Source organism: Azospirillum sp. HJ39 (assembly GCF_041507355.1).
Lineage (GTDB): Bacteria > Pseudomonadota > Alphaproteobacteria > Azospirillales > Azospirillaceae > Azospirillum > Azospirillum thiophilum.
Genome location: NZ_CP167909.1, coordinates 298,871 through 312,748, shown reverse-complemented (window position 1 = coordinate 312,748; position 13,878 = coordinate 298,871). Strand labels below are relative to the sequence as shown.

Below are 13,878 nucleotides of genomic sequence, written 5' to 3'. Positions count from 1 at the left end.
CCGATTGGAAGAGTCACCCATGGCGCAGCCTGTTGACGGCATCATCCCGGTGATGCTGACCCCCTTCACCGATGACGGCGAGATCGATTACCCGGGGCTCGACCGGCTGGTCGACTGGTATCTGGTCAACGGTGCGGATGCCCTGTTCGCCGTCTGCCAGTCCAGCGAGATGCAGTTCCTGTCGCTCGACGAACGGGTGCAACTGGCGAAGACCGTCGTCGCCAAGGTCGCGGGCCGCGTCCCGGTGGTGGTGTCCGGCCACATCAACGACGACCTCGACGCCCAGGTGGAGGAGCTGACGGCGATGGCCGCCACCGGTGCCGACGCGCTGGTCCTGGTGACCAACCACCTCGACCCGAAGAACGAGGGGACGGAGGCGTTCCGCCGCCACCTGACGCATCTGCTGGACCGGCTGCCGCGCGACATCCCGCTCGGCCTGTACGAATGCCCGGCACCCTACCGCCGGCTGCTGACCGACGAGGAATTGCGGCTGTGCATCGACAGCGGCCGCTTCATCCTGCTGAAGGACGTCAGCTGCGACCTGGCGACGGTCGAGCGCCGGCTGGAGATCGCCCGCGGAACGGGCCTTGCGATCATCAACGCCAACGCGGCGATCGCGCGCGACGCGATGCGGGCGGGATCGCCCGGCTTCACCGGCGTCTTCACCAACATCCATCCCGACCTCTATCGCTGGATGCGGCTGTCGGGCGACCGCCACCCCGAGCTGGCGGACGAGCTGGCGACCTTCCTGGTCGTGGCCGCGGTGTCGGAAAGCCTGGGATATCCGGCCTTCGCCAAGATGTATCACCAGCGCATCGGCAGCTTCGGGTCGATCCGCTGCCGGGCGATCAGGTATGACGTGCGCGAAAAGTTCTGGGCGCTCGACGCGGTGCTCGACAAGATCGTCGACGGCACCGACCGCTTCCGCGCCAAGATCGCCGCACTGCCCGCCGAGTGATGCCAGCGGTCATCGATGACGACCGCTGGCATCCGCGCCGACTGGCGCGGCGGCGGCCCATGCCGCCGAAGCCCTTGATCCTGACAAGTCAGGATCGGGAGCCACCGGTATGAGTCCGGGCCGGTGGATGGACGGACAGAAAAGACCATAGGGAGGACCACATGGGCAGGTTCATCGACGGGTATGTCTTCGTTCTGAAGGTCGCGATGGTGGCCTGCCTCGCCGGCATGCTGGTGCTGGTCTTCGGCAATGTCGTGCTGCGCTACGGCTTCAACAGCGGCATCACCGTCTCGGAGGAGCTCTCGCGGCTGCTGTTCGTCTGGATGACCTTCATGGGCGCGGTCGTGGCCCTGCACCGGCACGGCCATCTCGGCATGGACAGCCTGGTCGCCATCCTGCCCAGGATGGGGCGTCTGGTCTGCTTCTGCGCCAGCCATCTGCTGATGATCTACGCGACCTGGCTGCTGCTGAGCGGCAGCTGGGACCAGACCATCATCAACCTGTCGGTGACCGCGCCGGCCACCGGGCTGTCGATGGGGGTCTTCTACGGCTCCGGCGTCATGTTCGGCGTTCTGGCGCTGGTGATCCTGGCGGTCAACCTCGTCCGCGCGCTGAGCGGCCGGATCGGCGACAGCGAACTGATCATGGTGACGGAATCCGAGGAGGAGGCCGACGCCACGCGCGACACGCACACCACGCGCGGCCGCCCGGCCTGACATCCCGGACCGAGCGCCCGGTCCGAGCGTCCGGTCCCGTGTGAAGGAGTATCCGATGACCGTCACCATCTTCCTCGGCTCGCTGTTGGGGGCCATGGCAATCGGTACGCCGATCGCCTTCGCGCTGCTGCTGTGCGGCGTCGCGCTGATGGTCCACCTCGACCTGTTCGACGCCCAGATCGTCGCGCAGAACGTCATCAACGGGGCCGACAGCTATCCCCTGATCGCCGTTCCCTTCTTCATGCTGGCCGGAGAGGTGATGAATGCCGGCGGGCTGTCGCGGCGCATCGTCGCCGTGGCGATGGCCCTGGTCGGCCATGTCCGCGGCGGGCTGGGCTATGTCGCCATCCTCGCTTCCTGCATCCTTGCCAGCCTGTCCGGGTCGGCGGTGGCCGACGCCGCCGCGCTGTCGGCGCTGCTGGTGCCGATGATGGTGCGGGCCGGCCACGACAAGGCGCGGTCCTGCGGACTGATCGCCGCCGGCGGCATCATCGCCCCCATTATCCCGCCCAGCATCGGCTTCATCCTGTTCGGCGTGGTCGCCAACGTGTCGATCACCAAGCTGTTCCTGGCCGGCATCGTGCCGGGCCTGATGCTCGGGCTGGCGCTGGTCGTCGCCTGGTGGCTGGTGGTCCGCCAGGAGGATCTGGTCCCGCCGCCGCGCGCAACGAAGGCGGAGGTCGCCGCGGCTGTCAAGGACGGCGTCTGGGCGCTGATCCTGCCGGGCATCATCATCTTCGGCCTGAAATTCGGCATCTTCACCCCGACCGAAGCGGCGGTGGTGGCGGCCGTCTATGCGCTGTTCGTCGCCGTGGTGGTCTACCGGGAACTCAAGCCGTCCCAACTGTTCGACCTGTTCGCCTCGGCCGCCACCACCACCGCGGTGGTGATGTTCCTGGTCGCCGCGGCCATGGTGTCGGCCTGGATGATCACCATCGCCAACCTGCCGGCCCAGGTCGGCGACATGCTGGAACCCTTCATGGGCAATCCCATCCTGCTGATGGCGGCCATCATGGTGCTGGTGGTCATCGTGGGAACGGCGATGGACATGGCGCCGACCATCCTGATCCTGACGCCCGTGCTGATGCCGGTCATCAAGCAGGCCGGCATCGACCCGGTCTATTTCGGCGTGCTGTTCATCATCAACAACGCGATCGGGTTGATCACTCCGCCGGTCGGCACCGTGCTGAACGTCGTGGCCGGCGTCGCGAAACTCAACATGGGCAGCCTGATGCGCGGGGTCTGGCCATTCCTGATCGCGCAGCTGGTGGTGCTCGCCCTCCTGGTCCTGTTCCCTTCGCTGGTCATGGTTCCGGCCCGCTGGTTCGCGGGCTGACGGGAGGAGGCGCCCGGCCTCCCCCGCCGGAGCCATCCGTGCAACAGCGCGGCGCCTCCTCATCCTATGTCGATCAGGCCCGCAACTCGGTCAGGAAGAGCCTGACACGGCTCTGCAGCCCGTCGGACTGGGCGGACAGCGTCTCCGTCGCCCGGTTGATCTCAGTCGTCGCCTGGTCGACGGCGGCCGCAGCCGTCGTCACCTCGGTGATGGTGCGTGAGACATCCCGCGTCCCGTCGGCCGCCTGAAGCACATGGCGGGTGATGTCCGCGGTCGCGGTCGACTGCTGCTCGACTGCGGCCGCAATCGAGGTCGAGATCACGTTCACCTCTCCGATGATCCCGGCGATCGTCTGGATGGCGCCCGCCGCCTTCACCGTTTCGGTCTGGATCCCTTCGATTTGGATGGCGATCTCCTCGGTCGCCTTTGCCGTCTGGCTGGCCAGGCTCTTCACTTCACTCGCCACCACGGCAAAGCCCTTGCCCGCCTCGCCCGCTCGAGATGCCTCGATGGTCGCGTTCAGTGCCAGAAGGTTCGTCTGGCGGGCGATCGCCTGGATCATGTCCACCACGGTTCCGACCCTGCCCGCCGCATCGCGCAACTCAGCCACCCCTTCATTGGTCCGTTGCGCCATCTCGGCTGCCCGACCGGTGACGCTGGAGGATTGCAGCACCCGCTCGCTGATTTCCCGGATCGAGACCGACAACTCCTCCGCCGCCGCGGCCACCGCCTGGACGTTGCCGCTGGCCTGTCCAGCGGCGCGGTTGGCCGTTCCGGACTGCTCGGTCACCTGGCCGGCGGCACCGGCAAGCTGCAGGGCGGCCCCGTTCATCCGCCCGACTTCGCCGGCGACCAGATCGACGACGCTGCCGACATCGGCGGCAAAGCGGTCGGCCAGCGCATCGAGTGCGCGGCGTTTGTCGGCTTCAGCCCGTTTGGCTGCCTCTTCCTTCTCGTCTTCCAGCCGGCGCACCGCCAGAGCATGTTCGCGGAACATGCGAACCGCCTGGGTCATGCGGCCGACCTCGTCGCGCCGCTCGGCGACATCGATGGCGACATCGAGCCGGCCGGCTTCCAACGCCTGCATGGCGTTGGTCAGGCGCCCCAGCGGCCCGGTGATCTGCATGCGCACCAGCAGCAGCGCGGCGGCCGTCGCCAGGATCAGGCCGGCCCCCGAAACCAGCACCAGCGTGAGCAGGGTCGCGTCGTAATCGGTCTGTGAGGCGGCCGCCTTGACGGTCAGGTTGTTCTGCCGGCCGGTGACCACGGTCCGCAAGGCCTCGTCCGCCCGGCCGAAGGCACTCGACGCCTCCTTGAGCAGGCGGTAGGCGTCACGGCTCTGGTAGGTCATCAGGGCGTTGCGCACCTGCTCGATCAAGCCGATGTAGGTGCCGAGTTCGGTTTCGATCACCTTATAGTTGGCGGCGTCCTGGCCGGCAAAGAAGGTCCGGTTGTCATGGAGCAGCTGGGACAATGTCTGCAGGCTGGATTCGGCAGCCTTTTCCAGCCGTTTGATCTCGTCCGGCTCCTCCGACGCATAATAGGTCAGGATGATCTGGTGGGTGCGCCCCATCGCCTCGGCCATCTGCATGGCCAGAAACAGGCCGCGCGTGTCGATCGAGACGATGGATTGCGTGCGCTGGTTCAGCGTGGACAGCGCATCGATCCCCCGCACGGTCACGCCGACGCTGAACACGGCGAGAAGCCCCAGCGACAGCAGGATCTTCGCCGATATGCTGATGTTCTTGATCCAACGCATCGCACTTTCCTCGTACCTGTTTGAAAAAAACGCACATCTCTGGTATTGGTAGGATATTCCGTAAACAAAAGACTTCAGAGCAGCCTCAGATTTTGATTTTCAATAAAAATGCTCAAACATAAGATTATGATATTGGAATATTGCTATGATTTTTAATTTAATTAAATGTTGTATTGGAGAATTTTCGCTGGCTATCCTGGGAGTGTGGCGCCGGCTGCTTGCGGAGACGGGCCGTGCTGATCTTCCCCGCTGCCGAGCAGCAGGCACCCAGCCGATGGCCGGGGTGTGGTCATCCGTCGGTCATCCGTCGGTCATCCGTCGGTCATCCGTCGGTCATCCGTCGGTCATCCGTCGGTCATCGGCGTCGAGAGCGCCGGCGATCATCCGCAAGATGGTCCTGCCGCAGCCAGGCGCGGCAGCGAGATCGGTGCGCCCGTCTCCACCGTCAGCGGGACGCGACCGGTCGCTGTCCGACCGGCGAAACGCTTGGCCCATCGGTCGAGACGCTGATCGGAGCCATGCCGTCGTCTTTCCATCCCCCGGCCTCTTCGCAGAGACTGCTCGCTTCCGGTGCAGCCGCCCGCGGGGGCCGCATTGGAAGCGAGCGGATGTCATACCCTCAGCGCTCGATCTCGCGGGTCCAGCGCTTGTTCCACACTTCACGGTTCTTGTTGATGGTGTCCCAGTCCACCACCAGCAGCTTGCCGACCTGCTCCGGACCATAGGGAATGCCGGCCTGTTTCTCGACGGGCAGTTCCACCGTCTTGTTCACCGGACCGAAGCCGGCGCTGACGGCCAGCGCGGTCTGCGCCTCGGCGCCCAGCATGTGCTGGATGAACTTCTGCGCCTCGGGCGCGTTCTTGCTGCCGGCGATCTGGCAGGCGGCGGAGCCGAGCACGATGCCGCCTTCCTTCGGATAGACGAAGGTGGCGGGGAAGCCGGTGTCGGCCAATGCCTTGGCGCGGCCCGACCCCCAGACCGCGATCACCGCCTGGTTGCTCTGGAACAGCTCGGTCATCTTGCCGGGCGACGGCTCGTAGGCCAGCACGTTCGGGTTGATCTTGTCCTTGAATTCCTTGAAGCCCGGATCGATGTCGGTTTCGCCGCCGCCGTTCAGGCGGGCCATCATCACCAGCGCGTGCAGGCCATAGCTGTTGTTGATCGGCGGAATCGCCAGCTTCTTCTTGAAGCGCGGATCCTCGATGTCCTTCCAGGAGGTCGGGGCGGGAATCTTGTTCTCGTCGAAATACGCCTTGTTGTAGAGGATGCCGGTGCCGACCGCGCCGAAGTTGATCGCCTTGCCCGACGGCATCTTCGCCAGATCGTAGAGCTGGTCGTAGACCGGCGCCTTCTCCAGGTCGGCGCAGAAGTTCAGCGCCACCGCCTGGTACATCGGCCCGTCGTCGAGGATGACGACGTCGATCTGCTGGTTGCCCTTCTGGGCCTGCAGCTTGGCGAGATTGTCGGTGGAGTTGCCGGCGACATACTCGACCTTCACCCCCGCCGCCTTCTCGAAGGCCGGGATGATGTCCTTGCGCATGGTCTGCTCGAAGGAGCCGCCGTAAGCAGCGACGTAGAGCGTCTTTTCCTGGGCCTCGGCCGTCTGGACCGCGGCCATGCCGCACCACAGGGCCGCCGTCGCCATCAACCCGCAAGTCACGGAGCGCATCGTCATTCTTCTCTCCACATGTCCCTGTTCATCGTCCTGAGCTTCATTGAGCCCGATCTTCGGTCCACCGGTCGTTGCACGAGGCCGGATCACCGCTTTTTTTCGTCCACCGCCTCGTCGGCCGCCCTCTTTGCGGGATGTTTTTCGCCTGGCCGCTGTCCGGATTTAGGGCAAGGGTGATGGCGCAGTCACATAACCGTCAAATCGAATTCGCGCCGTCATTCATCCGGAAATGTTATATGTCCGGGGGGCGGACAAGACGGTCGGCGTGTCGTTGCACGGATGGAACCGGCCAAGTCAGATGCAGTTACGGAGTGGATGGGACGCCGGGTGGCGAGCCTGCCGGTCCAGCCCACCGAAGAACCGTCCCCGGTCGCGCATCTTCTGCAAACCGCCCTCCCCCACCCTGCAGCGATGGAACGTGGTTCGCCGTCAAAACTCGCCATCAACTTGGACAGCCGATGGACCTGCCCGGAACCGTGGGGCACGACCCGGACCGCATGCTGAATGACGGCGGGAGGGAACCGATGGCGGGCATACGAGATCGACGACATCCGAGGAGGATAATGTCACGACCGGCGAGCCGCCACCGTTCCCGTGACAACGCCCGCCTGGTCCATCTGGCGAAGACGACATCGACAGCGGGCGCGCCGAGCCCACTGGAAACGCCGAACCCAATCCGATTGAGACCGGCTGTGGTACTGAGAGCCCGTCAGTCAATCCGATGAGGAATTTCGCCACCTGCAGCGCAATACCCATCGATGATGACGTGGCTACTGCCTTGAGAGCAGCGTTCGATCCGGGCGTCAATCCTGTAGACCCGACGCAGCAGGTCGACGGTGATGACGTCCTTGCAGGAGCCGCTGCCGCGAGAGGTTCCGCCGGCAAGCACCAGAACCTTGTCTGCGAAGCGCAGGACTTGGTTGAGGTCGTGCAGGGCGATAAAGACGAGAATCCTTCGCTCCCGCGCGAGGTCGCGGACGAGGGTCAGCACCTGCATCTGCCGGTACAGGTCCAGCGCGCTCGTCGGTTCGTCCATCAGCAGGATCTCGGGATCGCGGGCGAACGTCTGTGCCAGCGAGGCGAGCTGCCGCTGGCCGCCGCTGAGTTCACCCAGACTGCGGAAGGCGATGTCGGCAATGCCCAGAGACGCCAGAATCTCGTCGACTGCCGCGAGATCCGGGTCATGCACCACCCATGAGGCGTTCTGCTTGCGGGCAAGCAGGACGGACTCGTAAACGGTCAGCGCCGCACTCGTCGGCGGGTCCTGGGGCATGTAGCAGATGCCCGAGGCCCCGCGCTGCGTCCCCGCCACCGCGACCTTGCCGGGACCGTCGAGGAGGCCCGCCATGCGCTTGAACAGCGTCGACTTGCCGGCGGCGTTCGGGCCGATGAGCGCCACGACCTCGCCACCCGCGAAGGCCGGGGTGCTGATCCCGGAAATGGTGAGATGGCGCCCGTGAAAGGCACCGACGCCGTCGAGTTGCAGCGTCACCATGCGCGCCTCCTGCTTCCCAGAATCAGCGAGATGAAGAACGGAATGCCGATCAGCGAGGTGACGACCCCGATCGGGAAGATCGTGCCCGGAATCAGGATTTTGCTGACGACCGAACTCAGCGACAGGATGACCGCCCCCGCCAGCATCGAGGCCGGCAGGAAGAAACGCTGGTCCTCCCCGATCAGCATGCGGGCGATGTGGGGGCCGACCAGTCCGATGAAGCCTATGGTGCCGACGAAGGCAACCGGGAACGCGGCCAGCAGGCTGACCAGCACAAGCGTGTGCAGACGCAGCCGGCGCACGTCCACGCCGAAGCTCGCCGCCTTGTCGTCGCCCAGGCGCAGAGCCGTCAGCGCCCAGGCCCGCCGCAGGAAGAGCGGAAGGGTCGCCGCCAGCACCGCCGTGGTGATCGCCAGCTTGCCCCAGGTGGCCTTGGTCAGGCTTCCCATCGTCCAGAACACCACGGCGGCGACCGCCTGCTCGGTCGCGAAATACTGGACCAGCGCCAGCAGGGCGTTGAAGGTGAAGACCAGCGCGATGCCGAGGAGAACGATGGTCTCCGCCGTCACCCCGCGCCGCAGGCTCAGCGCGTGGATGATCAGGGCCGTAAGCATGGCCATGACGAAGGCGTTGAGCGGCAGCATGTACTCCGCCGCCACTGGAAGCAGCCGCAGGCCGAAGGCGAGACCCAGCGCCGCGCCGAAACTGGCGGCCGCCGAGATGCCCAGGGTGAAGGGGCTGGCCAGGGGGTTGTTGAGGATCGTCTGCATCTGCGCCCCGGCCAGCGACAGCGCCGCGCCGACGACCACGGCCATCAGCGCCACGGGCAGGCGGATGTCCCAGATCACCACGCGCGCCTGCGGCGGCACGCTGTCCGGGGACAGCAGCGCCTGCACCACCTCCCATGGGCCGAGACGCACGGACCCAAGTGCGAGGTCGAGCAGCAGGCTGCACAGCAGTGCCAGCGCCAGCAGGCCGAGCAGCAGCCGCTTGCGCCTGACAACCGCGCGGTAGCCATGGCGGGTTTGGGGTTCCGGCAATGGCGTCGATTGGGTCACGGGCTGGTCGCCTTTCCGCCGAGCGACACGAAGTAGCCGGGCCGATACGGGATGGGCAGGAAACGTTCGTGCAGCGCGCGGAAGGTCGCTTCCGGATCGAGGTCGGCGAACAGGGTGGGATGGAACCATTTGGCGAGCTGCTGGAGCGCCACGAACTGGTAGGGGCTGTTGTAGAACTGGTGCCAGATGGCGTGGAAGGATCCGGTGGCGTTCGCCCGGATGCCCGTATAGGCCGGGCGCTTGGTGAAGGCGCTCAGCTTGCGCGCGGCTTCGCCCAGGTCGGCGCCCGGCCCGACGCCGATCCAGCCGCCGCCGGGAACATAGGCTTCCCAATTGGCGCTGGTCACCACGACCTGATCGGGATCGGCTGCGATCACCCGTTCCGGACTCAGCTGGCCGAAGGTGCCGGGGATCAGATCCCTGGCGATGTTGCTGCCGCCGGCCATCTCCACCAGCCGCCCGAAATTCTCGTCGCCGAAGGTCAGGCAGCAGTCCGGCGTGTAGCCGCCGATGCGCTCGATGAAGATTTTCGGGCGCGGCGGCTTGCCGGCGGCGATCGCGTCGGTGACGCGTCGGATCTGCCCGGCGCGGAAGGCGATGAAGGCCTCGGCGCGCTCCTCCTGCCCGAACAGCCGGCCGAACAGGCGGATCGTCGGCTCGGTGTTCTCCAGCGGCCTATGGCGGAAGTCGGCGTAGACGACCGGGATGCCCAGCGCCCCCAGCTTCTCGATGACGCGCGCGTCCTCGCTGGACCGCTGCGCCTCGATGTTGAGAATAAGGACATCGGGCTGCAGGGCGATCGCCTTCTCCAGGTCGAAGGTGCCGTCCTCGATCCCGCCGAAGGTCGGAATGCGGGCGATCTCCGGGAAGGCTCGCAGATATTGGTTGTAGGTGTCCGGGTCGGCCTGGATCAGGTCCTTGCGCCAGCCGGCGATGCGGCGGGTCGGGTCCTCGCGGTCCAGCAGCGCCACGACATAGAGTTGCCGCCCCTCGCCCAGGATGACGCGCCGCACCGGCGTGCGGACCTCCACCGTACGTCCGGCGAGATCGGTCACCGATGCCGCCTTCGCCGCACCGGATGCCGTGATGTCGAACGCCGACAGGATGCAGAGGGCGCAGAGGCCCGCGAGAATCGTCGGTTTGCCGAGGAACGCCATGATGTCACCTGTGTCGGTCGCGTGCCGTCGTCCACAGGGCGGCGGCGCCCGCCGCGTAGGCCGCGGCGACGAAGAAATACGTGTGCTCGAACCCGACCGTCTGGCCCAGTCCGGCCCCCAGGGCGACGCCGGCCATGGAGGCGCCCTGCGCCGTGCTCTGCGCCACGCCGAGGAGCCGGCCCTGCCGCGCGCCGTCCGTCGCGCGGGAGACCAGCGCCGTCAGCACCGGTGTCGTGGCCCCCAGCAGGACGCCCCAGGCGAGATAGACGGCGGCGAAGACGGTGACGCTGGCGGTCAGGCCGGCGACCGCCATCAGGCCGGTGCAGCCCGCCGCCACCCAGGTCATCCGGCGAAGCGTCGCCGCCCGCGTCATGCCCTCGAAGTGCCGGGCCCAGGCGGGCGCCGCGATCACGAAGCCCAGCGCCAGCATCGCATAGCACAGACCCGTCACCCCGGTGCCGGCACCCAGAACCGACGTCACATACAGCGAGAAGGGCGCTTGCGTGACCATCCGGGCGGCGAGCAGCAGTCCCATGACGCCGAGCAGGGCGAGAACCGGCGCCGGCAGCCGGGATCCCGCCGCGGGCCGGTCCGCCGGCGCCGGGGGCTCGGGGGCATTGGCGGTGGCGGTAGCGGGCGGAGGCATGTCGGGCAGCAGCAGCGCCACGGCCGCCGCACAGGCGGCGCATATCGCGGCGGCGGCGGCGTTGATCCAGAAGAACGCCGCATGGTCGAGGATCACGCCACCCGCGACCGCCCCGACGACCGAGCCGACATTGGTGGAGACCTGCAAGTGGGCGAAGAGACGGGTCCGCGCCGCGGGAGATTCGATGCCGACTCCATAGGCCTGGGCCGGCGCGATGTATCCGGCACAGGCCCCTTGCAGGAAACGCAGCGCCAGGATGGACCAGACGTCGCCCGCGAAGGCCAGCGCCAGCTGTGTCAGCGCCAGCCCGAGCAAGGCCCGGATCATCATCAGCCGGTGCCCGAAGCGGTCGCCGACCCGTCCCCAGAAGGAACCGGTCAGCGCGACGCCCAGCATCGGCCCGACATAGACCGCAGTCCCCGCGACGCCGAACAGCCAGCCCGGCGGGTCGTAGGAGGCCAGATGGACGGGCCAGAACGGGCCGCTCATCTCCATGGCGCCCATGGAGACGAACTGGACCGCGAACAGGGTGCGGACGGCGCGCCGGACACGGTCCGGCGCCAGGGAAACGCTGGTCATCCGATTTTAGAAATCGGTCGAGACGGAGAGCAGCGCGGTGCGCGGCGCCCCCTGCGACACGCCGCCCCAGCTCGCCACGCCGGACCAGTATTCGGTGTCGAGCACGTTCTGCACCGTCGCCCGGACGGTGACGGGCCGGTTTTGAATGGTGGTGCGGTAGCGCGCGCCCAGGTCGAGCCGGGTCCAGGCCGGAATGCGCTGCGTGTTGGCGACGTTGACGTACTGCCCGCTGGTGTGCGCGACGCTGCCGACCAGGGTGAGGGCGTCCAGGAACGGCGTATCCCATTCGGCGCTGAGGTTCGCCAGCATTTTCGGCACGCCGACCGGCGTGTTGCCGCGGGTGGCGGCGCTGTTGGTCCTGGTCAGTTCGGCGTCGATGAAGGTCACGCCGGCCAGCAGCCGGACCGACGGCACCACCTCGCCGAAGACGGAGAGTTCCAGGCCACGGTTGCGCTGCTCGCCGCCGGCCGAATAGACGTTGCCGGACAGCTGCCCCGACGGCTTGGTGATCTGGAACAGGCTGGCGGCGCCGCCCAGCTTGCCGAAGTCGAGCTTCACGCCGGCCTCGTACTGCTTGGCGACATAGGGTGACAGGGCTTCGCCGGCGTTGACGGCGGTGGCCGGCGCGACGTCGCCCTTGCTCAGCCCCTCGATGTAGTTGGCATAGACGGTGACGGTATCGGTCGGCTTGAGGACGAGGGCGGCCATGGGCGTGACCGTGCTCTTCTTGTAGGATGAGGTGGTGGCGCCGGTCGTGGCGCTGAAGTTCTCCGACTTGATGGTCTGCTGCCGGACGCCCAGGACCAGCTGCACGCGGTCGTCCAGGATGCCCAGCGTGTCGGACAGCGCGACGCCGGTCAGGTCGGTTTCCGAGATCTTCGGCACCCAGCTGGGCGCCGCGACCGACTGGGCGATCCGGTCGACCGGGCTGTAGATGTTCGACGTCACCGCCCGGCCGCCGATCAGGCCGCGTGACAGCGTGTCGTGGTAACGGCTGGCCTGGACGGTCATGCTGTGGCTGACCATGGCGGTGTCGAAGCGCGCGCGCAACCCGGCATCCAGCGTCGAGCGCTCGACGTCGAACTTGTAGTGCTCCGGCGTCTCGCTGGTGTCGCCACGCGCGTTGAGGATGGTCGGCGTGCCGAAAAGCCGCTCCACGCCGGTCCAGCCGCCGCCGGCATTGGCGAACACCGTCACGCTGTCGGTCAGGTCGTATTCGCCGTGCAGCAGCACCGCGCGGTCGGTGGCTTCCGACCATGCCCAGGGCTGGGTGATGTTACGCCGGCCATCGGGGGCCGAGGGAACCGGCACGCCGGCCGCGATCAGGAATGGACGGGACGGCGCGTTGAAGTCCTCCTTCTGCTCCAGCAGGTCGAGTGAGGCGCGCAGCCGTTCGCCGCGATAGTCGAGGGCCAGCGCGCCGACGCGCGCCTCGCGCGACTGGTTGTCCAGCGGCGTGTCGCCGCCCCGGTAGCTGCCGTTGAAGCGGACGCCGAACTCGCCGTTGGGGCCGAAGCGGCGGCCGACGTCCAGCTGTCCGCCGAACTGCGAGGTGCCGACATACTCGGCCGTCACCCGCGTCAGGTCGGCGTCGGCGGCGCGCTTGGGAACGATGTTGATGCCGCCGCCGATGCTGCTGCTGGGCGACATGCCGGACAGCAGCGCGGTGGGACCCTTGATCACTTCGACCCGTTCCGCATAGTCGGCGAAGACGCGGTAGTTGGGGGCGACGCCATAGACGCCGTCGAAGCCGATCTCGCCGAGGTTGCCCTCGCCGACGGGAAAGCCGCGGATGAAGAAGGAATCGAGCATGCCGCCGGTCTGGCCGCTGGTCCGCACCGACGGATCGCCGGCCACCACGTCGGCGACGGTGGTCGCCTGATCGTCCTCGATCTTCCTGGCGGTGTAGCTGGTGACGCTGAACGGCGTGTCCATGATATCGCGGTTGCCCAGCATGCCGATGCGTCCGCCACGCGCCACCTGTCCGCCGGCGTAAGCCTGCGGCAACGCATCCGGATGCGTTGCACCGGCGGATACCGTCACCTCCGGCAGCGTCATCGCCCCGCCGGTCCCGGTCTGTCCCGCCGCCGACGCCGGCACCAGGACATAGCCGGCCGGCGTCCTGGCGATGCGGTAGCCGCTGCCTTGCAGCAGCGCCGTGAACCCCTCGTCCACGCCATAGCTGCCCCGGAGGCCGGGAGAGCGCAGCCCCTTCACCTTTTCGGCATCCACGACGATGGCGGTGCCGGACTGCTGCGCGAAGTGGTTCAGCGCGTCGGCCAACGGGCCGGCCGGAATGTCGTAGCGGGCAACGGGTTGGCCGGCGGGTTGGCCGGCGGACTGGGCGCGGGCCGGCACGACGCCCGCGGTGGTGAACAGCAGGGCTGCGGCAAGAGGGAAGACGGCGGCGCGGGCGTGCTTGAACGGCATGTTGGACGGCTTTCCATGGCGGAGGTCTCGTTTCCCTTGACGGACGAGATTCGGAAAGCCGAACCAACCCGG

General features: G+C 67.3%; 10 protein-coding genes. 3 read left to right on the top strand and 7 right to left on the bottom strand.

The genetic code is table 11. The annotated features are described in order from the left end of the window. The first annotated feature begins 19 nt into the window (after nucleotides 1-19). From ABMY26_RS08865 to ABMY26_RS08855, 3 genes are all read left to right on the top strand, one after another. Complete coding sequence (locus tag ABMY26_RS08865; RefSeq protein ID WP_372395905.1) at nucleotides 20-958, top strand: dihydrodipicolinate synthase family protein; 939 nt, start codon at nucleotides 20-22, stop codon at nucleotides 956-958. Between the two features lie 161 nt (nucleotides 959-1,119). After that, nucleotides 1,120-1,674, top strand: a complete 555-nt coding sequence (locus ABMY26_RS08860) for a TRAP transporter small permease (protein ID WP_372395904.1) — start codon at nucleotides 1,120-1,122, stop codon at nucleotides 1,672-1,674. Nucleotides 1,675-1,729: 55 nt separating this feature from the next. Continuing rightward, the gene (locus ABMY26_RS08855) at nucleotides 1,730-3,010 is read left to right on the top strand and encodes a TRAP transporter large permease subunit (protein WP_372395903.1); all 1,281 of its coding nucleotides are present in this window, start codon (nucleotides 1,730-1,732) and stop codon (nucleotides 3,008-3,010) included. 73 nt (nucleotides 3,011-3,083) lie between these two features. Here ABMY26_RS08855 and ABMY26_RS08850 read toward each other — a convergent pair whose 3' ends face one another. The 7 genes from ABMY26_RS08850 to ABMY26_RS08820 form a co-directional block, all read right to left on the bottom strand. Beyond that, nucleotides 3,084-4,769 (bottom strand): methyl-accepting chemotaxis protein, encoded by a 1,686-nt coding sequence (locus tag ABMY26_RS08850; RefSeq protein WP_372395902.1) that lies wholly within the window; start codon nucleotides 4,767-4,769, stop codon nucleotides 3,084-3,086. A 619-nt stretch (nucleotides 4,770-5,388) separates the two neighbouring features. Then, nucleotides 5,389-6,444 carry an ABC transporter substrate-binding protein gene (locus ABMY26_RS08845; protein WP_372395705.1) on the bottom strand — a complete coding sequence of 352 codons (1,056 nt, stop codon included), beginning with the start codon at nucleotides 6,442-6,444 and terminating at the stop codon, nucleotides 5,389-5,391. A gap of 706 nt (nucleotides 6,445-7,150) precedes the next feature. Further along, a complete protein-coding gene (locus ABMY26_RS08840) occupies nucleotides 7,151-7,936 on the bottom strand; it encodes an ABC transporter ATP-binding protein (RefSeq protein WP_372395901.1) in 786 nt (261 codons plus the stop codon). Continuing rightward, a complete protein-coding gene (locus tag ABMY26_RS08835) occupies nucleotides 7,930-8,994 on the bottom strand; it encodes a FecCD family ABC transporter permease (protein ID WP_372395900.1) in 1,065 nt (354 codons plus the stop codon). Before ABMY26_RS08835 ends, ABMY26_RS08840 begins: the two co-directional genes overlap by 7 nt. Then, nucleotides 8,991-10,151 (bottom strand): ABC transporter substrate-binding protein, encoded by a 1,161-nt coding sequence (locus ABMY26_RS08830; RefSeq protein ID WP_372395899.1) that lies wholly within the window; start codon nucleotides 10,149-10,151, stop codon nucleotides 8,991-8,993. The genes ABMY26_RS08835 and ABMY26_RS08830 overlap by 4 nt, the downstream gene beginning before the upstream one ends. 4 nt (nucleotides 10,152-10,155) lie before the next feature. Further along, the gene (locus ABMY26_RS08825) at nucleotides 10,156-11,376 is read right to left on the bottom strand and encodes an MFS transporter (RefSeq protein ID WP_372395898.1); all 1,221 of its coding nucleotides are present in this window, start codon (nucleotides 11,374-11,376) and stop codon (nucleotides 10,156-10,158) included. Between the two features lie 6 nt (nucleotides 11,377-11,382). Further along, nucleotides 11,383-13,806 (bottom strand): TonB-dependent siderophore receptor, encoded by a 2,424-nt coding sequence (locus ABMY26_RS08820; RefSeq protein ID WP_372395897.1) that lies wholly within the window; start codon nucleotides 13,804-13,806, stop codon nucleotides 11,383-11,385. Nucleotides 13,807-13,878 lie beyond the last annotated feature (72 nt).